Origin of the sequence: Haloferula helveola (assembly GCF_037076345.1) — a bacterium.
Lineage (GTDB): Bacteria > Verrucomicrobiota > Verrucomicrobiia > Verrucomicrobiales > Akkermansiaceae > Haloferula > Haloferula helveola.
Window position 1 is genome coordinate 986,487 of the sequence record NZ_AP024702.1, and the last position, 22,195, is coordinate 1,008,681.

At 63.7% G+C, this 22,195-nt stretch carries 11 protein-coding genes; 10 read left to right on the top strand and 1 reads right to left on the bottom strand.

The genetic code is table 11. The annotated features are described in order from the left end of the window. The first annotated feature begins 151 nt into the window (after positions 1-151). The 10 genes from HAHE_RS03500 to HAHE_RS03545 all read left to right on the top strand — a co-directional run bounded on the left by HAHE_RS03500 (position 152) and on the right by HAHE_RS03545 (position 21,186). Entirely contained in the window at positions 152-5,512 is a 5,361-nt protein-coding gene (locus HAHE_RS03500) for a BNR-4 repeat-containing protein (protein ID WP_338688670.1), read from the top strand. A gap of 149 nt (positions 5,513-5,661) precedes the next feature. Continuing rightward, on the top strand, positions 5,662-6,723 hold the full coding sequence (locus tag HAHE_RS03505) for a sialate O-acetylesterase (RefSeq protein ID WP_338688671.1): 1,062 nt from the start codon (positions 5,662-5,664) through the stop codon (positions 6,721-6,723). A 181-nt stretch (positions 6,724-6,904) separates the two neighbouring features. Continuing rightward, complete coding sequence (locus HAHE_RS03510; protein WP_338688672.1) at positions 6,905-8,755, top strand: IPT/TIG domain-containing protein; 1,851 nt, start codon at positions 6,905-6,907, stop codon at positions 8,753-8,755. A gap of 52 nt (positions 8,756-8,807) precedes the next feature. After that, the gene (locus tag HAHE_RS03515; protein WP_338688673.1) at positions 8,808-9,965 is read left to right on the top strand and encodes a hypothetical protein; all 1,158 of its coding nucleotides are present in this window, start codon (positions 8,808-8,810) and stop codon (positions 9,963-9,965) included. A gap of 101 nt (positions 9,966-10,066) precedes the next feature. Continuing rightward, positions 10,067-10,729 (top strand): AIM24 family protein, encoded by a 663-nt coding sequence (locus HAHE_RS03520; RefSeq protein WP_338688674.1) that lies wholly within the window; start codon positions 10,067-10,069, stop codon positions 10,727-10,729. 102 nt (positions 10,730-10,831) lie between these two features. After that, positions 10,832-16,444: a beta strand repeat-containing protein gene (locus HAHE_RS03525; protein ID WP_338688675.1), complete on the top strand. Its 5,613-nt coding sequence runs from the start codon at positions 10,832-10,834 to the stop codon at positions 16,442-16,444. A 197-nt stretch (positions 16,445-16,641) separates the two neighbouring features. Then, complete coding sequence (locus tag HAHE_RS03530) at positions 16,642-19,251, top strand: hypothetical protein (RefSeq protein ID WP_338688676.1); 2,610 nt, start codon at positions 16,642-16,644, stop codon at positions 19,249-19,251. Between the two features lie 11 nt (positions 19,252-19,262). Further along, positions 19,263-19,595 (top strand): hypothetical protein, encoded by a 333-nt coding sequence (locus HAHE_RS03535; protein ID WP_338688677.1) that lies wholly within the window; start codon positions 19,263-19,265, stop codon positions 19,593-19,595. A gap of 49 nt (positions 19,596-19,644) precedes the next feature. Beyond that, on the top strand, positions 19,645-20,712 hold the full coding sequence (locus HAHE_RS03540) for a hypothetical protein (RefSeq protein ID WP_338688678.1): 1,068 nt from the start codon (positions 19,645-19,647) through the stop codon (positions 20,710-20,712). A gap of 84 nt (positions 20,713-20,796) precedes the next feature. Beyond that, positions 20,797-21,186 (top strand): group 1 truncated hemoglobin, encoded by a 390-nt coding sequence (locus HAHE_RS03545; protein ID WP_338688679.1) that lies wholly within the window; start codon positions 20,797-20,799, stop codon positions 21,184-21,186. A gap of 37 nt (positions 21,187-21,223) precedes the next feature. Here the strand turns inward: HAHE_RS03545 and HAHE_RS03550 are convergent, their stop codons facing one another. Then, on the bottom strand, positions 21,224-22,024 hold the full coding sequence (locus HAHE_RS03550) for a hypothetical protein (RefSeq protein WP_338688680.1): 801 nt from the start codon (positions 22,022-22,024) through the stop codon (positions 21,224-21,226). Positions 22,025-22,195 lie beyond the last annotated feature (171 nt).

Genomic DNA, 22,195 nt, shown 5'->3' on the forward strand with positions numbered 1-22,195 from the left:
GGGAAATGATTCTGAGGCTCTCAACCCGAACGAATCCGGGGGATTGAGAAAATCTTTCACCCGTTTGTTAACCTTCCCTTCCGTGCCTATATTGGGAATCGGCGAATCGTCACGAAAGTGGCGCAACCGACTCAAAAAACCGAACCAACCCATGAAAAACCTGATTTTCGGCCTCGGGGCCGCGGGGTGCCTCACCCTCGTCTCGAACAGCCAGACCATTTACTTCGTCGATGCCGACGAGAGCAACGTCCTGATCGGAGGCGCTGCGCTCAACCCCGGCGTCAATTACACCGTCCCTGGCCGCACGAATGGAGACAACCTCTGGGGCTACGACAACGACTCCAACTTCGCCAATCCAACTCCAACCGGTGGGGCGGTTTGGGAAGGCAGCACCAATGACAACGTCGATGAGCTGAGCCAGACGATCACCGGCCTTACGCCCGGCGCGATCTACGTCATCTACGCGCTTGGCTGGACCGCCGGCAGCACCTGGGACATGGCCGCGGGGCTGACCTCGGGGAGCCTGACCGACTATCGCGACGGGCCCGCTGGCGAGTATTTCGCGCTTGGGAACCGCTTTACCTCGTACGCAACACCGGTGGTGATCAACCAGGCCGACATCTTCGGTGAAACGAAGTTCTTCAGTCCGACGATCGAGGTCGGCGAAGGCAACCGTGCGGCCTACATCGTCCGGCTCGGAGTAGCCGTGCCTCCCCCGAGCGGCGAGGTGACCGGCTACATCGACACCTACGCAGGCGGCGAAAGGACCTGGTTCGACGGCCTGGCCTACGAGGAGCTTCCTCCGGGTGACGACGAGGACGGCGACGGCCTGACCAACAGCGACGAGGTCAATGTCCACGGGACTGATGTCCTCAACCCCGACACTGACGGCGACGGCTTCGATGACGGCACCGAAGTGGCCGCTGGCAAACTTCCCACCGACGACACCTCGTTCCCCGACGCCGCGGAGTCGAAGACCTACGTCGACGCCAACACCGGCAACACGACCTTGGCCGACGGCACGCCCTACACGCCGGAACCGGAAGGCGTGCCGAGTCCCGATAACCTCTGGGAACTGCGCGACAGCGGTGGCGCCGGATTCGGCAACGACGGCAGCGTTTACGAATCCTGTGGTGATGGGGGCGAAGACGCGCCTCGACTCCGGACCACAATCACCGGCCTGACCGCCTACAAGGTTTACCAAGTCTACGGAAACTTCTGGGGCCCGAACAACGCGACGTGGCGCTTTGAGGGCAGCCTCGACAATCCATCCGGAGCCCTCACCCGATTCATCGGCAACGACGGCTTCGGGTCGGGATTCACCCACGCGCCGCCGATCAACATCGGGGCGGACGGCCTGGGTTCCTTCACCGATCCGCCGCTTGACGGGCATTCCGATGTGAACGGCTTCGACGACAACCTCTTCTTCACCAACAACGCCCCGAATGTGTTGATCGAGGAGGGCAACCGCGACCTGTATCTGGCCGACCTCGGTTTCGCCTTCAGCGGTGCCGCCGGAGAGATCGATGTCTACATCGACGACTTCGCCGGCGCCAGCAGCTCCAACCGGACTTGGTACGACGGCGTCTCCTACATCGAGCGCACCCTGATCGCCGGAGATGACGAGGATGGCGACGGCATCAACAACGGCGACGAGCTCAACGGCTCGCTGAACGGCTCATTCGGCAGCACGCCGACCAATCCCTTCGTTGCTGACACCGACGGCGACCTGATCAGCGACGCGGATGAAATGAACGCCGCGCCGCCCACGGACCCGAACGATGTCGCCAGCCTTCCACCCGGAACCGACGGCGACGGCGACAACCTGACTGCCGGCACCGAACAGGGACTCGCCAACCCGACCGATCCGACGCTCGCCGACACGGATGGCGACGGCTTCACCGACGATGAGGAGGTCGCCTTCGACCCCACCGGCGCGGTCGCCAATGACCCGAACCTCGTCCCGGACGCCGCCGAGTCGAAGACCTACGTCGATGCCCAGCACACGGTTCCCGGAACGAACGGCTACACCACCCTTGCGGACGGTTCACCCTTCACCCCCGAGCCCGAATCCCCTGACCCGGCCGGCAACGACAACCTCTGGCGGCTCCGCGACAACGCCGGTGCCGGATTCGGCAACGGTACCGTTTACGAGTCGAACGGCAACGGGAACGAGGACGCGCCGCGTCTCGCCACGGTCATCACCGGCCTGACTCCGAATACGGTCTATCAGGTCTACGGCAACTTCTGGAGTGCCGCCAGCCAGTCATGGCGCCTCCGCGCCGGCTTCTACGACACCGCAGGCGATCTCGAAGGCTTCGTGGGCAGCCACAACTCCCCTTCGGCGATGACAAGCGCGTCACCGATCAACCGCAACGCCGACGGCCTCGGGTCCGAAACCGCCGCGCCGCTCGACGGCAATGCCGACATCAACGGATTCGACGGCAATTCCTTTTTCACCAACACCACTCCCCTGGTGCTGATCGAGGAAGGCGACCGCGACCTCTACGAGGCCGACCTCGGCTTCCACGTCAGCAACGGCAGCGGCGAGATCACCGTCTTCGTCGATGACTTCGTCAATGGCGGCGGTTTGAGCCGGACCTGGTACGACGGCGTCAGCTACATCCAGCGTCCTTTCCCGATCGCGAGTGGCGACGAGGACGGCGACGGGCTGACCAACGACGACGAAATCAACGTCTACGGCACCGACCCGTTCAACGCGAACCCGGACGGTGACTTCTGGACCGACGATCTCGAGGTCAATGCCACCTACCCCGGTGATCCATTCGATGCCACGAGCTACCCGATCAACGTCGACGGCCTGTTCATTGATTTCAGCAGTGACGGCCAGACCGCCAACTTCACCCAGCAGGGCCCCGAGCACGACCTGCTCTATCAGCCGTTCCTCGCCAGCCATGAGGTCGACAGCAGCAACCAGACGGGAACCCAGCTCATCGTCGACCGCTCCGAGACCTTCTCCGTGCCCGGCTTCACCGGCGTGCCGAACGTCACGCTGAGTGTGGCCTACACCGACAGCTCCGCCTTCACCGGCTTCCCGAACACGATCAAGCAGATGATCGGCCGGGAAGACGTCGATGCCGCGGACTACGAAGGCAACAAGCTCGAACTGATGCGCGACTGGCTGGGGGTCGACCCCCGGAGCGGCTCGGGCGGCAACGGCGACGGCTCGCTCTACGGGCCCACCTACCTGCAACTCACCTTCAGCGGACTGCCGGCAGGCACTTATCAGTATCGCGGCTACCACCACGACACCCAGAACATCGGCGGTGATTTCGAGATCCTCATCACGGACCCGACCCGTGCCGCGAATTCCCTCGGGTCGTTCCGTATGACCGCGAGTGTGGCCGCAGGCACCGACTACCAGGCGATCAATCCCGGTGTCGGAAACGACCCGGACACCCTGTCGTCCACCGTCGAACTCCTGTTCAACTCCAACGGAGTCGATGACGTGGTGCTGGTCTACGCGGTTCTCGAGGATCCAGCGACCTTTACCCGTTCCTTCTTCGGCGTGAACGCCATCGAGCTAACGGAGGCCACCGACAGCGACGGCGACTTCATCCCGGACAGTGATGACCCGAACCCGGGATCCGACGACAATCTGATCGACGACGACGGTGACAACCTGAGCAACACCCGTGAGTGGAACCTCGGCACCGACTTCAACAACCCGGACTCGGACGGAGACGGCCTGAACGACGACGTCGAAACGAACACCAACATCTTCGTCGACGCCGGCAATACCGGATCGAGCCCGTTCCTGGCCGACTCCGACGGTGACGGCGCCAGCGATGGAGACGAAGTATCGGGAGGCTTCGACCCGAATGTCGCCAACGTCTTCTACATCCCGCCGGCCGGCACCGAGATCGTCTCGGACGACGGCGTCTGGACCTGGTTCAACGACGAGCGCGCCATCTGGCACCTCGGCAAGCTCTACACCGGCTACGTCGACTCCAACGGCTTTCCGGGAATCACCCAGTACGACCCGGTCACCATGGCTCTGAACCGCACCGTGCTCGGAACCCCTGCCGCCCAGCAGGTCGACGACCACAACAACCCGTCGATCACCGTGCGTCCCGACGGAACGCTACTCGTGATGTACGCCAAGCATGGAGTAGAGCAGGTCTACTACTGGCGGACATCGCTGGTCACCGAGCCTGCCGACATCGCCGACTGGGGTCCCGAAAATGCCTCGCCCGCGCAGGGAGCGAACGTGACCTACAACAACACGTTCCGCCTCAGCGGCGAGTCCGACCGGATCTACAACTTCAGCCGGATCACCAACTTCAACCCGACCGTCAGCTACTCGGATGACGACGGCGCGACGTGGACCGGACCGATCCACTTCATCGACACCGGCAACGGCGGCGTGCGGCCTTATCCGCAGACCGTCAGCAACGGCACCGACCGGATCGACATGATCTACACCGACGGCCATCCGGACTCGGTGAACTGCTCGATCTACCACTTCTACTACCAGAGTGGTGGAGTGACCCCGGGGGACGGCAGCGTCCTGCTCAGCGACGGCACCGTGCTCGATGCCGGCAGCGATCCGAAGACCTTCGCCGACATCGAGGGAGGTGACCCGATCGATCATGACGGCGACCAGGGCGACACCGCCGGTCCGGAGCGCGGCACGGTGGTGTATCAATACAACGCCGCGGCCTACGGCGGTGGCGACGACCTCGACGACTACCTGCCGACCGGCCGGGCGTGGACGTGGGACATCGACTACGACGGTGGTGGCAATCCGATCTGCGTCTTCCAGGTGCAGCTCAGCAATGTCACCGGAGCCGGTGGCCACCTCGGCGACCGCATCTACTACTACTACGCCCGTTGGACCGGGACCGAGTGGCAGAAGCGGCTCATCTCACAGGGTGGCCGCCCGATCTACAGCTCGCAGCGCTGGTATGGTGGCGGGATCACGATCGATCCGGATGATCCGAATGTCGTCTACATCTCGTCGAACAGCGTCGACCCGACCGACCTGACCTTCAACGGCAGCGCGACCGGGGCGACGGGCGACCCCTACCTGACCAACACCACCCTGAACACCGATGACCGCTACGAAATCTGGCGCGGTGTCACGGCGGACGGCGGTCTGACCTTCACGTGGGAGCAGATCACGGTCGACTCCGACTTCGACAACCTGCGGCCGATCGTTCCGGCGAATCACGGCTACGACCGCCACGCGCTGTGGTTCTACGGGGAATACAATACGTTCCAGAACTACAGCACCGCGGTCGTCGGCCTGTTCGAAAACGTCACCACCGAACTGAAAATCACCGACTTCGGCTTCGTCGGGGGCAATCCCGCGAACGACTTCTACATCGATGTCGAAGGCGGCGTGGCCGGGCGCAAGGTGACCTCCTCGGACAACCTGAGCGATCCGTTCACCGACGTCCCGACCACCGACGATGCGGCCAACCGGTTCTTCATCAGTCCGGCGAACCGAAACGCGATCAAGGACTTCTTCCGGGTCGAGGACCAGTAGCCTTCGGATCCGGTTCGGGCAGCGGGGCGCACGGGGTTTTCCCGTGCGCCCCTTTTCGTATCCACCCGGCGCACTTCGACGTTTGATATCCGCGAATACACGAAGGTATCCCTCAAGATAGGTCGCGCTCATCGAGTAGTTTGGGGGTTATGAAACCAATCCACCAGACTTTCGCCGCCGTCGGCGGCCTCGCACTTCTCGCGACCTCCGCGGTCCAAGGCGCAGACATCCCGGATCCGGACGGCAAGCCGGCCGACATGACCAAGCCGGTTCAGGTCTTCATCCTGATGGGCCAATCCAACATGGTCGGCGCCGGCAAGGTGAAGGGCGACAAGGAAGGCACGCTCGAGTTCGCCGTGAAAAACGAGAACCTCTACCCTTTCCTGGTCGATGACGCCGGAGCGTGGACGACCCGTCAGGACGTCCGCTACGTCCGCTACATGACCGGCCGGATGCTGAAGAACGACTGGATGTCGGTTTCCGAAGGCAAGATCGGTCCGGAACTCGGCATCGGCGCCCAGCTCGGCACCGCGATGGAGGAGCCGGTGATGGTACTCAAGAGCTGCATCGGCAACCGCAGCCTCGGCTGGGACCTCCTGCCTCCGGGCAGCAAGGGCTACGACTTCACCGAAACCGACAAGAAGACCGGCAAGGAAGTCACCTACACCTACGCCGGCTACAAGGAGTCGCCGCTGCGCTGGGAAAAAGGCAGCGAGCCCGAGCCAATCGGCTGGTACGCCGGCAAGCAGTGGGACACCGACATCGCCGACGCCAAGAAGGTGCTCGAAGATTTCAACACCTACTACCCGGATGCCAAGGGCTATGAGGTCGCCGGCTTCTTCTACTGGCAGGGTGACAAGGACCGCTACAACCTGGCCCACGCGACCAAGTATGAGGAAAACCTGGTGAACTTCATCAAGGCGCTCCGCGAGACCTTCGACGCGCCCGACGCCAAGTTCGTCTGCGCGACGCTCGGTCAGGCCGAGAAGGGCAAGGCGACCGGCAACGACGCGCTGATCCTTGAGGCCCAGCTCGCGGTTGATGGTGAGTCCGGCAAGCACCCGGAGTTCAAGGGCAACGTCGCCACCGTCTATACCAACCCGATCTCGCAGGGCGGAGCTTCGAACGGTCACTACGGCGGCAACGCCAAGACCTACATGGACGTCGGCCTCGCCATGGGTGAGGCGATGGTCAAGCTGCTGAAGGACTGATTCCGACCCTCTCCATCGGCCCGGCTCGCGTGCTTTCGCGAGGCCGGGCCGTTTCTTTTTCGGGGTGGTCTGAAAGGGGGCTCCTCCTTGGCATGAATGGGCGCCCGAAGGACGCCCCTCCTTGATCTCGGGATCGGATGCATTTGCCACCCTGTCCCGTTTCCGATAGACCCATGGTCAGATGAAGAAAGCGGTCTTCCTTTTCCTCCTCCCCGCGCTGGCCGAGGCAGCGCCCGTGATCAGTTCGTTCAACCCGCCGACCGCACCGACGACCGGCAACATCCAAGTGACGATCAACGGAACCGGGCTCGATGATAACGACCCTCCCTTGGGAAACGAAGACCCGACCGTGACGGTCGGCGGGCAGATGGCGACCATCATCGGCGACCCCTCCCCCAACCAGCTCACCTTTCTCCTACCGCCCGGCCAAGGAGCCAACGTCCAGGTCAAGGTCACGCTCGACGGCGAACAAGGCAGCGGGTTCTTTTCCTATCAGCCCCCCAGCATCAATGTCGGCGGAGTCAGCGGCTCGTCGCCCACCCAGGGCGGCGGCACCTTCACGATTACCGGCTCCAACTTCGGGCTCAACGGATCCGTCACGGTGGGTACGGGCGCCGCGAGCATCACCAGCTGGAGCCACGGCTCGATCACCGCACAGGCCCCGGCCGGTCAGGGGACCAATCTTCCTGTCACCGTGATCGCCGGCGGCCAGTCCAGCGGACCGACAGGACAGTTTTCCTACCAGCCCCCGACCATTGTCGGCGTCACCGCCGCCGCACTGCCAACCGCGGGCGGTGTCCCGGTCACGCTGAACGGAACGAACTTCGGCACGGTGGCGACCCTCGACTTCAACTCGGTCACGATCCCGGTCGACTCGCAGACCCAGAACACGCTCAGCTTCACCCTGCCGCCAGGCGAAGGATTCGACATTCCGGTGGAAGTGACGGTGGGCGGGCAGACCAGTCCGACCTTCGACTTCGACTACGACCCTCCCACCATCCTGGGCATCAGCCCTGCCACGGGTCCGTCCCCGGTGGCCACCGAGATCACGCTCACCGGTTCGAATTTCGGCCTGAGTCCGACCGTGATCTTCGGAGCCAGTGCCGGCGTGGTGGTTTCCAGCACCCACGAGGAAATCGTCTTCACCCGTCCGCCCGGCGAGGTTGGCAGCCTCGAAGTGGTTGTATCTGCCGCCGGCCAACTCAGTGACCACACGCATTTCCTTTCGACGCCTTTGACGAGCCCGCCGGGATACTACATCGATACGGTCAACGGCCAGATCGTGCCCGCCCCGCCAGGGCGCTACGCTCCGAATCCGGACATGACGACGGCCTTCGACGCACCCCCCGGTCACTACACGCCGGTCCCGGGCATGAGCCAGGCGATTCCGGCAAGTCCCGGCTACTACGTGAACATCATCGGATCTCCCGAGCAGTTCCCTGCACCCGCCGGCACCTATACCGATGCTCCGGGAAGTTTGACCCCGGATCCAGCCGACGCAGGCCACTACACCCCGGTCGACGGCATGCGGGCACAGATTCCGGCCGACCCCGGCTTCTACGTGACGAATTCCGGATCGGATCAGCAAACCCCCGCGCCGGCCGGCAGGTATGCGACGGGCCCCATGGCGACCATCGCCAACCTTGCGGAAGCGGGCACTTACGCTCCGATCGAAGGGATGCGCGACGCGATCCCGGCACCCGCCGGCACCTACGCATCCGCAGCCGGACTCACCAGCGTCTTGCCGGTCCCGCCGGGCTTCGAATCCACCGATGGCGCTTCCCTCACCCCTCTTCCGCAGATCCAGATCGTAGGTGCCGAGAAGCTGACGAGTGGCGACTTCGAACTCACTTTCTCGACCAACACCACCGACAACTACGGGATCTTCTACACCGAAGACCTCGTGAACTTCACCCTGATCCAAACGGTCCCCGGTACCGGGGCCGACGTGCAGGTCGCGGTGACTCCTCCGAACCCGGCCGCCACCCGGCGCTTCTGGGTCGTCGGACCGGTGCAGGTTCCGGCGAACTGATTCGCTCGGCATTGGCGGAAAGGATGCCCCCGGCCCGGCCGTTCCATCGGGCGTGATCCGATTCCATTCCGCCCTGCTGGGCTTCGCCTGCCTTTTCACGCCGATCTCGGCCCACGAGGTTCTTCCCGTGACCGACGAGCAAGCCGAGGAGTACAAGCTCGACCGCGACTTCTTCAAGAAGGGCACGATGGTCGAGGACATCCTGATCGCCACATCGGACAAGGTCTCCGACTACGCGCACCTTGAGGCGGCTTACCAGTTCGGCAAAATGATGACCAAGCTCAAGCCGGAGATTTCGAAACGGATCCGCGAGGGCGGCGTGCTGTGCATCTTGGTCGGCCACGACGAGCTGACCTCGGACATCCCCCAGTTCAGGAACGACAAGACCGGTGAGGAGCTGGCTTTCTACAACTGGCGCAGCCGGGGATTTCTGACCCGTGTCGAAGGCCGCCCGGTCGTGCTGTTTTCGGAAGAGGACGTGCTCGAGTTCGAGGGCGGCATGCGCGACGAAAGCATTCTCATCCACGAGTTCGGCCACGTCATCCACCGGCCGGGTTTTTACGAAGGACTCGACGAGGAATTGAAGAAGACGTGGGAAGACGCTCTCGCCAAAGGCCTGTGGAACGACGGTCGCGCGGCCCAGCGTTTCCGTCGTGTCCGTGGCGATGAACCGGTGCTCCTGCTCGATGCGCTGGTGAAGGCATTTCCCGATCGGAAACCGGAGCTGCTCAAGCTCTGCCTCGACGGCGGCGATATCCTCGTGAATGGCGAACCGACGGATTCCAAGGTGGAGATCACCGGCAAGGACGACGTGCGGATCGTCTTCGGCGGACCCAAGGATTGCTACGCCTCGAAGAACCGTGCCGAGTACTTCGCCGAGATCGTCCAGGCGTGGTTCGACACCAACCGGGTGATGGACCACGACCACAACCACATCGACACGCGTGAGGAACTCAAGAGCTACGATCCGGGTGGCTATGCCTTCCTCGAGAAGATCTTCAACGAGGACGACTGGCGTTTCGTCTCCCCCCGCGAGCGCGCCGGCAAGGACCACCTCAAAGGCTACGATCCCGAGAACGCCCCGGTCGTCATTCAACCCGACTTCATCAAGGACGCCGCCAACGACTACTACGACGAATACTGGTCGAAATACTGGGAGCGTCTGGAGAAGAAGTACGCCGACCGACTCGGCACGGCGGATGACGCCTGAGGCCCCTGCAATTCGCGCGGCCTTCACCCCTCCCGTTCTCGATTGATCCGCGATCGAGCGACATCCTTGAGCCAGGCCTTCATTGGCGTAGGATCCGGAGCATGGACTACAGGATTTCCGGAGAGATCGCGCAGCAGGTCGAAATCCACCCGCAGCAGGGTGACGCCTTCTGGTGCAGCCGCGGATCGTTGATGGCATTCACCGACGGGATCTACTGGACACTCAAGGTGCCGGGGGGAGTTGGTGGCGCGGTGCGCCGCTCGCTTTCGGGAGAAGGCATCGCGTTGACCCGGGTCGAGGCGCGAAAGCCCGACCAGAAGCTGCTCCTCGCCAGCAGCCAGCCGGGACACATCGCGGTCTGGGATCTGGCGGACGGCCCGGTGGTCACGACCCGCGGATCATTTCTCGCGGCATGGGGCGAGGACGTCGACATCAGCGTCACGGTGGCGCGACGCGCGGGTGCCGCGCTTTTCGGCGGCGCCGGCCTGTTCCTCCAGCAAGTGTCCGGAAAGGGCACGGTGCTGATCCACGGCAGCGGTGACTTTTCCGAACAGCTTCTGGCGCCGGGTGAGGAGATTCTCGTCAGCACCGGGCATCTCGCGGCGTTTGGAGGCTCGATCGACTACGACATCCGGGGCGTCAGCGGTTGCCGCAAGATGTTGTTCGGCGGTGAAGGGCTCTTCATGACAAGCCTGCGCGGACCGGGACGAGTGCTGCTGCAGACGCTGAAACGGGGACGTTTGGGGACCCAAGCGCCCCAGTAGGCGGGAATCGCGCATTGTAACGATCCGCGAAGGACTTGGAACAATCTTGCCATCACGACGGGAACGGCTCAGGCTTTTAGGGCCAAAAAACCCCAGTTCGTGATGAAAAAAACCCAATTGCTCCCCTCGGAGGCGGGGACTCGGATCACACTCGCCCTCCTTGCGCTCACCTGTGCCGCCACAGCGGCTCCCTTCGCCAAGTTTCATGGCAAGGATGGTGACTTCCTCACCGACGAGACCGGCAACGGTCGCGACCTCATCGAACAATTCAGCGGCTCGGCCAAGGTCGTCTATCACCCTGCGGGATTCTTCCGCTTCCCCGGCACCGAGGGTGCGGACGAGGCATGGGTCGAGTGGACCGGCGGTGGCGGATCACCCCAGTTCACGGTCTCCTTCTGGATGCGATCCCCAAGCTGGAGCCAAGGCAGCTTCCAAGGGTTCTACACGAACGTCGAACCGGGAAGCTTCGACTACCAGATGGATCTCAATGGGACCGACTTCCGCCTCCTCTCCGACCCGGGTGTCGCCATCACCACTCCGGCGGCCGCTTTCCCGGTGAACACCTGGCTCCATGTCGTAATCCGCAAAACCGGCTCGGGAGCCGAGTGGTACATCACCGAAGTCGGTCAGCCGTCGGTGAACCTGATCGGAACCGATCCACTCAATCTCGGCGGCATCCAGGCGATCCGTTTCGCGACGAACCGCAACCGCGATTCATTCCCGGAGTGCGATATCGCCAACGTGCAGGTCTACAACGACGACACGGTCGACCTGAATCTGCTCCTTGCCGAGGGACCCGACCTCAACCCCGTAATTGAGTGGGATCCTGCGGACGACGACGCCGGTGGCGCCGGCAACTGGGATACCGCATCGCTTTCGTGGCAACCGGCCACCGGAGACACACCGAACGCCACGTGGGCACCGAATGACGGAACCCAGATCGCGTTCCTCGGCGGGAGCGGAGACGTCGTCACGCTGACCGAACCGATCAGCGTGGACGAACTGCATGTCGGCGCGACCAACTACACGATCGACAGCGCGACCGCCGCCGACACGCTGACCATCGCCAGCTCCATCTTCAACAACCGGACGCTGACCATCTCCTCACCGCTCGCAGGCTCCGGGGCGATCTCGAAGCAGGGAGGCGCCCAGATTTTCCTGTCCGGTGACAGCCCCGGCTTCAGTGGCAGCTACAGCACCGATGATGGAGAGACCTTCGTGACTTCGGACGACTGGTCGAATGCCTCGTTCATCACGACCAACGACCTGCTCCACTTCGACAACGGCGGCGGCACGGTCACGGTCAACAGTGTCTCCCTCGATACGGGACTCCGCGTGAACAACGGGACCCGTCTCGATATCGCCGGGGGCATCCTCGGTCAGATCGGCGGCGGCGGCTGGATCTCCACCGAGACCGGCACCCTCGGCAGCCTGACATCGTCGGGCGGAACACTGAACCTGACCTTCGAACCGACCGTCACCCAAACAATCCAACTGATGGTGGGCGTCGAAGACTTCGATGGCGGCACCCCTCTGGCCCTGAACATCGTCGGCGCCGCACCGGGAACGAACAACAACCTCAACATCCTCGAACCGACCAGCTACACGGGCGGCACCACGATCGACGACATCCGTGTCTTCGTCGGCACCGATAATGCGTTCGGAACAGGCCCGGTGGATGTGCTCGACGAAGCTCAGATTTCCCTGCTCGGAACGACCGTTACAAATGATGTCAGCCTGACAGGGCTCGGCTGGACGGGCGGCGCGAATGTGTCGGGCGCGATGCGCTTCGCCGACGGCTCGACCATGAGCGGAAACACGACGATCGCTCCCTCGGGATCGAGGATCACGGTCAGTGGCGGCACGGCGTTGATGTCCGGCGACCTGCTTGGATCGGGCAATCTTGAGTATGGCATCTTCGGCAATCCGGGATTCTTCGGCACGCTCGACTTCACCGGAGCCGGTGCCGGCTACAACGGACTGCTCACCATTTCGACCGGTCTCGTGAACTTCTACGGCAACGGCGTCGCGGGCGATGTCATCGTCGATGACACCGGCGAACTCGGCGGCAACGGCACGGTCGCCGGCAAGCTGACGCTGGGCACGACGGGAGGCGCGACACTCCGCGCGACCGCCGGCGGTTTCAACACCACCGACCTCGTGCTGAACGGCACGACCAATCTCGACTTCTACGCCTACCCGATGGCGCCGGGAACCCCGATTCCGGTTCTCAGTTACAGCGGGACCCTGAGCGAAGACGGCGCGGCGGGCATCGGCGACAACTTCGCGCTGCTGAATCCCGCCAATCACCGGAGCTTCGGCATCGTCGACAACGCGATGACCCTCGAGGTCGACCTCGGCAGTCTCGCACTACTGTTCGACGGCACCCTGCCCGACTGGGATGTCGGCAACACGGTCAACTGGAACGCCGGCACCGAGAGGTTCTTCGATGGCGACACGGTGACCTTCGACGACACCGCCGCGAGCAGCGCGGTGAAGATCTCCGGCCCCCTGCCGAACCCGGCGGCGATCACGGTGAACAACAACGTCCTGAACTACTCGATCGAGGGAGAACTCGGAACCTCTGCCGGCGACCTCACAAAGTTCGGCATCGGTTTCCTCGACCTGATCGTTCCGGACGACAACATGCCCTACACCGGCAACATCCTGATCGACAGCGGGACCGTGGCTCTCACTGGGGACACCCAGGCGCTGCGCAACGTCGAGAGCATCTCGGTGAATCCGGGTGGCGCCTTCCGCGTCTCCGCGGGCAACGCGGGGCAGGACAACCTTCCCCCCCTGAAGATGCTCGGCGGCACGCTCGAGGTCGACGACGACGATGTGTTCCTCTTCCCGGCCAGCTCGACCATGAGCCTCGCTCCGGCCACCAGCAGCACCTTGTCCGGCACCGGCAACTTCTACCCGTTCACCAACTCGATCGCGGGACCCGGCAATCTGATCAAGGACGGCACCGGGACGCTCGACGTGACCTTCGCCGACCTCGATTACACCGGCACGACGACGCTCAACGACGGTCTGATCCGGATCGGGGCTGGCTTCACCGCCGCCTCGACCGATTGGACGATCAACGGCGGCGAACTCCGGCTCGGAGGTGACTCCGGCGCGCCGATCGAGAACCTGCCGTTCACGGTCCAGATCGTGATGACCGACGGTCGCTTCTACGTCGTCGACAACAAGGAGAACACCCAACTGCTGGCGATGGACTCGACCGGCGGCGGATTTCCGACCGTTGAAGTCGACCCGGCCACGACCTCGCTCACGACCAACGTGCTCGACCTGAACGGAATCGACAACCGGATCAAACTGCCGACGACCTTGACCAGCGTGGGGCCCCACCCGGTGATCACTTACACCGGCGGCATCGTCGGAGTGCCGGGTGTGAACCTCGTGCTCGATCCCGCCACCGCGCGGCCCGCGCTCTGGAATGACAACGCCGGCACCCTCGAAGTGACGCTCCAGCCGCAGACCCACCAATGGACCGGGGCGGCATCAACCTTTTGGGAAGTCGGCGGTCCCGACACCAACTGGACCTCGACCGATAACCTTTACTACAACTTCGACGCGGTTGAATTCACCGACGTCGGCGCCGGCACCGTGCTCATCGACGATGCCGACGGCGACAGCTACTTCCCGGGCAAGGTCACCTTCTCGAACACCGCCGGGAACGACTACGCTCTGGACGGCTCCAGTCTCCAGGGCGATGCGACGTTCAACGTGGTCGGCGGAGGCCGGGTCGAACTGCTCACCACTCTCGACCTCCTTGGCGACACCACCGTCAGCAATGGCTCGATCCTGATTGCCTCGACCGACCAGGCCGACAGCATCCACGACCAGTCACAGATCACGGTCGGCCCCACATCCGAGCTCAACATCACCGAAACCAACTCCATCCAGCGGGACGATCCTGCGAGCGAAGGTGGCCTCGATGGCGACATCATCATCGACGGCGGCACGCTCACCCAGAGCGGCGGCACCCACGCCCACATCGGCGACATCACATTGCTCAACCAAGCCCAGTGGACCGCCACCAGCCCGGACTCCTTCAATGACGAGAATGTCCTCCTTACCGGCAAGGTCACGGTGGGTGGAGCGATCCCCTCGACCATCGGCCCGATGACCTTCGGCATGGCGCCTCAAGGCCTCCGGACCTTCGAGGTGGCGGACGTGACCGGAGACGCCTCCACCGACCTGCTGATCACGGCCGAGCTGGAGAACTCGGGCGGCGCCGGAGGCGTCAACAAGACCGGCCCGGGCACGCTGGAGTTCGATGCCGTCAACACCTACACCGGGCAGACCCGGGTGGTGGAAGGCACCGTGACGGTGAACAACACCGCGCAGCTCTACTCGACCGGCGGATTCTTCGGAAACAACGGGACAACCTATGTATTCATCGAAGGCGGCACGCTGGAGACCGATCGATTCGGTTACGGTGCCGCCCGCGCCTTCAGCGAGCTTCGCAACAACTACTACTCGATCCTGATCGACGGCGGCACGCTGCGACTGACCGGCAACGATCCTGCCAACGACACGCTGCGTTCCTTCTCGATCGGCACCAATGGCGCGACACTTGAAGTCGCCGCGGGCGGCTTCTACCGGAAGCTTGCCGGAACGGTTGCCAGCCAAAACATCATCTACAACGACCTTGGCGGCGACCTGACCCTGACCGGCGAAGGAACGGGCGTCATCGAAGACGACCTCGGCTCGTACGGAGCCGGCTGGGCCGGAGTCTCGCTGATCAAGGATGGTCCGGGAACATGGTTGCTCGAAGGCACCAACACCTACACCGGAGACACGCTGGTCAACGATGGCGTGCTTGGTGGCAGCGGCTCGGTGACCTCGAACGTGATCGTCGCGGCCGACGCCAGCCTCGCTCCGGGCTCCTCGGCGGGCACCCTGACCATCGACGGCAACCTCGATCTCACCGCACCTGCCGCGGGCTCGGGAATTCTTGACTTCGAGCTCGATGCCATCGGAGCCAGCGACCAGATCGTCGTCACCGGCGACACCGCGCTTGGCAACGGCGTCTTCGGCTTCTCCGACTTCAACTTCACCAACCTCGGAGGACTCGAGAATGGGGTCTACGTTCTGGTTCAGAGCGGCACCCTGACCGGCACCTTCGACGGCGCCGACCTCAGCGGTCCGATCGGAAGTGCCACCGGCATGCTCCAGATCAACAACCAGGACATCGAGCTCGTCGTCACCGGGGCCTTCACGCCGTTCGAGGACTGGATCGAGAACACCGTGTTTGCCAATCCGGGCGTGCTTGCCAGTCCGGCCGACAAGTTGCCGGGTGCCGACCCGGACGGCGACGGTGTCGACAACATCGGCGAGTTCGGCTTCGACGGGGATCCGACCGACGGCGCCAACAACGGCAAGGTGTTCCTCGTCACGGCCGACGGTGACGACGGCGATGCCGACCCCGAGCTCATCCTCACCTTCGCCGCGAGACTGAACGCCGTGTTCAACGCGGCTTCCCCCACGCTCGCGAGTGTCGATGGCGTTGACTACAGCGTCGCCGGCACGCTCGACCTGTCCGACTTCACCGCACCCGTGAGTGTCGAGTCGACTGCCGTCCTGCCGCCCGGCGCACCACCGTTGAGCGTGGGCTGGGAATACCGCTCCGTCAGTCTGGACGGTTCGGACAACTTCCCCGACAAGGGCTTCATGCGCGCGAGCGCCACCGAGACGCCTTGAACAGAGATTCCGCGAACGGGCCCCGTCAGCGGCAGCTGGCGGGGCTTTTCCTTGGCCCAGCCGCCCCACCGTGGATCCATGCGCAGGATTTCCGCCAAATGGGTTTTGATGCCCGATGGCGAGGACACTACCCTTGATCAATGGCCATTGGAAAACCCACTGACCCGCCGGTCCGCCGACGAGCCACCGTGGCCCTGATGGCCTTGTTGTGCCTCGGGTTCGCCGCGCGTCTGAACGCCCAGACCTACCGCAATTTCGAGTCACGCCAGTCACGTCCGGTCTGCCTTTCGCCCGACGGCTCGCTGCTTTTCGCCGTCAACGCCCCGGACGGCCGGCTGTCGGTGTTCGACATCTCGAACGCCGCGAATCCGGCTCCCGTGCTGATCCACGAGATTCCGGTCGGAGTCGAACCGGTGTCGGTGAATGTGGTTTCGAACGACGAGGCGTGGGTGGCCAATCAGGTTTCGGACTCGGTCAGCATTGTCTCTCTCAGCGAGCGGCGCGTCGTCGCGACACTCCACTGCAAGGACGAACCGAACGACCTCGTCTTCGCCGGAGGTAAGGCCTTCGTCTGCTGCGCCGGAACCAACGAGCTCCGGGTGTTCGATGTCGCCACCCGATCGGAGGAGGCCGTGATCCCGCTGCAGGGCGTGTCGCCACGTTCGCTCGAGGTTTCGAATGACGGCTCGAAGATCTTCGCCGCCTTCGCCCTGTCCGGCAACCGCACCACTTTGCTTCCCGCCGGTCTGGCCCCTCCCCAACCCGCGCCGACGAACCCCGCCCTCCCCCCGCCGCCGGATGCGGGGCTGATCGTCACTGCTGACGATCCGCGGCTTTTTCCCAAGCCGCTGATGCCCGATCACGACGTCGCGGAAATCAGCGTGCCGGGACTGTCGGTCACGCGCTACTTCAGCGGTGTCGGCACGGTGAACTTCATCGTCAAACCGCGGCCCGGCTCGAACGAGCTGTGGGTCAGCAACACCGACGCCCGCAATCTGGTGCGTTTCGAACCCAACCAGCGCGGCCATTCGGTCGACAACCGGCTGACCCGCATCACGACCGGCGCCGCCCCTACGGTGGCTCCCTTCGACCTCAACCCGGGCATCGACTACGCCACGCTTCCCAATCCGGCCGCCAAGGCGACCGCCATCGCCCAGCCGATGGATCTGGCGTTCGAGCCGGACGGCCTGCACCTGTGGGTGGCCGGGTTCGGCACCGACCGGATCGCAAGGGTCAGGGCAAGCGACGGGGTTGTGGTGGATCGTGTCTCCGTGCATCCCGTCGATGACGGCACTCCGCAGACGAGAACCAAGCGCGGTCCCCGGGGGCTTGCGCTGCAGGCGTCGACCGGCCGCCTCTACGTGATGAACCGGATCTCCAACACGGTCTCGGTCATGGACACCGGCACTTCGTCGCTTCTCTTCGAAAGTCCCGTCGGCAGCCACGATCCGACACCCGTGACCATTCGCGAGGGAAGAGGCTTTCTCTACGACGCGCTGCTTTCCGGAAACGGCACCCAGTCGTGTGCGTCGTGCCACATCGATGCCGACCGCGACGAACTCGCGTGGGACCTCGGGAACCCCGACGGCGATCTCGACATCGTCACCCAGTTCAATCCCATCGTCGGCACCGACGTCACCTTCGAGCTCCATCCGATGAAGGGCCCGATGACGACGCAGACCCTGAAGGGAATCGAGAGCCATGACCCGCTGCACTGGCGTGGTGACCGACCGGGCTTCAATGCCTTCAATGCGGCCTTCGACGGACTGCTTGGCGGCAGCCAACTCGCGCCCGCCGACATGGATGCCTTCCGCGAGTTCATCCATACGATCGTTTTCGAGCCGAACCCCAACCAGAATCTGAACGGCACCCTGCCCGCCAGCTTTCCTTCCGGCGACCCGAACGCCGGCGACCCGCTCGCCGGCCTCGATATCTTCGTCAACGACTTCTACGTCCCTGGTCTTACCTGCAACACCTGCCACGCGCTGCCGACGGGAAGCAACAACCTGATCATCCCCGGCAACATCATGGGCTCGCCGCAGGACGTCAAAGTCCCACACCTCCGCAACGTCTACCAGAAGCGCTTCTTCACCGGCAGCGACATCGACCCGTCTCTGAGCGGCTTCGGGCTGACGCACGACGGCCTCGACCCCGACCTCTTCACCTTCCTCTCCCGTCCGGTGTTCGGCCTCTTCGCCAACGACGCCACGGTCAAGCGCAACATCAGCGCCTTCCTCCACTGCCTCGACACGGGCACGGCACCGACGGTCGGCTTCAGCAAGCCTGTCGACCAGACCACCCTGGCTCCCGGAGACTCCGAGTGGAACATCCTCCAGAACCAGGCGGCAGGCGGCAACATCGACCTCGTGATCCACGGCGAGATCGAGGGAGAAGCGCGATCCTTCGTCTATCGGCCGGGAACCGACGACTATCTCAGCGATTCCGACTCGTTCGGCCCCCTCACCCGCGCGGAACTCGAGCTCTTGATCAGTACGGGAGATGCCGTAGTGACCCTGATGGGCGTCCCGGACGGCAGCGGCGAGCGCCTCGGGCGCGATCGCGACCTCGACGGCATCCCGAACCGCGACGAACCCCTTCCCCGGCTTGAAATCGCGATCGAGGGCGGCCTGCCGAAACTCCGCTGGCCCTTCGACGAGCCCTTCATGGTCCTCGAATCGAGCGACACCCCCGGTGGCTCCAGCCCGTGGCAGACCGTCACCGAGCCGCGCTCCACCAGCGCCCCTTGGATTGAAGTGCAGGAATCGGGTCTCGAAAGCCGTCGCTTTTTCCGTCTGCGCCGTCCATAGTCCCAGCTGCCATGGAGACCCCGCCTCCGATGCCGACCCCGCGCCCGAGTATCCTCTCGCGGATCGGGCTGGCCGGACTCACGGTCGTGCCAGCCCTGCTGGCTCTCAGCATGGTGGGAACCGGGATCTCGGAATCGAGCGGCGGACTCTTTGTTGGCGGAGCGGTGCTGCTCGTGGTCATCGTGGCGATGATCGTGATGGCGCAAACCACACCGGGCTGGCGCCGCGCCGCCATGATCACCATGGGCGTCCTCTCGGGGCTTATCCTCGGGACCATTGCCGTGGGGGTTCTCGCGCTCGCCGTGCTATTCGCGATGTGTGCGTCGGCGCTGGGCGGCGCCTGATTTCGTCTCACTGCACGGCACTGGTTCTGCTGAAGGAACGCACAATCCGATGTCCGACAAAACCAGCGTCATCGATGCCCACGCCGACCTGTCCGGCTTCCTCGAGACGCTCCAGCAACTGGTCCGGGAGCCCTCGGTCGTCGGCACGGAAGATTCGTTTTTCAGGGTCCTGCGACGTGAACTCGAGGAACTCGACCTGCAGGTCGAGCGACACCTGGGCGTACTGGTCGCCCGCGGGAAAAACCCCGAACTGCTGACGCTTTCCGCCCACATCGACCGCCACGGCCTGCTCTGCACGGGCCCGAACGAGTTCCAGTATGCCGCCTTCATCTCCTCGAACCGCGGAGACCTGACGGGCGACTCGCTGTCGGAGCAGATGGCGGCCACCATCGCCGACCGGTTCGCCGGACAGAGGGTCCAGGCCCACTTGCCCTACACCGGCACCTACCTCGGCCAGGGTGTGATTTCCCACTCCTACCTCTGCCCTGCGCGTCACAACCTCATCTTTGAACTCGACGGTCTCGAGTTCCTGCAACCGGGAGCGCCGGTTTCGTTTCTCGATCGCCTTCGGGTCACGGAAACGCACCTCTCGGCCCAGCTCGACAACGTTCTCTCGGTGGCCCTGATCGTTCACCTGTTCCGCCAGGGGTTCGGTGGTACCGCGCTCTTCACCGCTCAGGAGGAAGCCGGACGCTCATGGCGCTACGCGCTCGAGTGGTTCCGTCGGGAAGGCATCGAGACCAATCGCCTGCTGGTGCTCGACACCTCACCCTATCCCACCCCCGAAGCCGCCGGAGCCCAGGAGCTGGTGCTCCGCCGCAAGGACGCATCGGCGGAGTTCGATCCGAAGTTCACCGCCGAGCTTGAGACCCTTTGCCAAGTCCTCGGCGTCCGACATGACTTCAAGGACGCATGGATCGAGCATGAGAACCTGGACCGGCCGAAGCCGATGTCGCTCGGCCGGACCGAACTGGGCCGGCTTGCGGCAGCGACCGACGGACGGATCAACGGGACTACGCTTCAGATCCCGACCACCGGCTACCACACCGCATCCGAGACCGCATCGCTCGATTCGATCCGTGCCGCCCTGCGGTTGCTGGCAACGTATCTCGGCTGAAGAGTGGCAAGGCGGGTCGTAACCCAAACCGGTTCCACTCATTGACCACTTGGCATTCGCCGTGCATCTGATGAGATGGAATCCATGGAAACCGAATCGCTCTTCACACGGGTCGGCGGGGAGGCCGGCATCGAGAAGTTGGTCGACGCATTCTACGGCCGGGTCACGTCCGACGCGCTACTTGCCCCCTTCTTCGAGAAGGTGCCGATGGAGCACCTGACGAAGATGCAGAAGGAATTCTTCAGCGAGGCCCTCGGCGGTCCGCTGTTCTACACCGGCCGGTCAATGAGACAGGTCCACGCGGGACGCGGAATCCGGAAGGAGCACCTGCAGCGCTTCACCGAAATCCTGCTCGAGACGCTGGAGGCGGAGCGGGATGACCTCGATCTCACGCCGAAGGACGTCAACGACATCTACAGCCGGATCGCGATCGAGGCGGACCGTATCACCGACGACGTGGCCGAGTCGGGCTGAGATTCGGGTAAAAGGCGACACTCTCCCCGCTCTCCAATCAGGGGGCGGCTTCGGGGTTCGGATCGGCCTTCTCGTCGTCCGCCCACTTGGCCTTCTTCACCGTCGAGTTGTTCGACTTGTATTCGGCGACCTTCTTGTCGCCGTGCCAGACCTTGATCCAGATCCCCTCGATGTCGTCGCTCAGCCGGTTGCGAGAGCCGTCGGTGAAAACGAAGTCCCCGTCCAGCTCCAGATCCTTCACGATCACCGGCCGGGTCTTGACGGTCACCTTCGCGCCATGGGTCATTTTCTCCACATTCATCCGGTGACCGTAGACCTTCTGCGCATCTTCGAAGCCGATCTTGTCGGACGCCTTGGTGTCGAGATAGATCCGGTAGCTGACTTCGAGGCCTTCCAGCGGCGCGCGTGACCAGTTCTCCAGTTCGATTTCGAAGATCCACTCCTCCGGGGTAATCTCACCATTGCCGACATCGGTCTTCGAACCCTTGCGAATCCGCTCTTTCTCCGGCTCGATCTCGATCGAGTAATCGATGTTATCCGGGATCGCGGCCGGCTTGGAATCACCCGAGGCGTCCGGCTTGTCGGTCTCGAACTTCTTCGGGTCGGCCTTCCACAACTTGATGTAGAGCTGGTCGGCGCTGCTGAGCTTGGAAATCGGAAAGGTATACTTCTTACCGCTGTCCAGGAGCAGCGTGACATTCGAACCGGAAACCGACGTGACCTCGGCCTCGATCTCTCGACCTTGCTGGTCGGTGAAGGTCCTGGCTCCGGCGGAATGCGAGAGGGCCAGAAGCAAGACGGCAGCCCCGAGGGCTCCGTGGGCAAGTGATGACTTCATGAGGAGTACGCTTAGGCGACGTCTCCCATACGCACAGATCGTGCCCGAAATTCAAGATGTTTGCGACCCGGTCGGAAATAGGGCCGGAGAGAAACACTGGCTAAGCAACGAGCCCGAGGGCGTGGGGTCTCGCGGCAGGCTTTCTGCACGGATCGGCTGGACTGCCTGAGC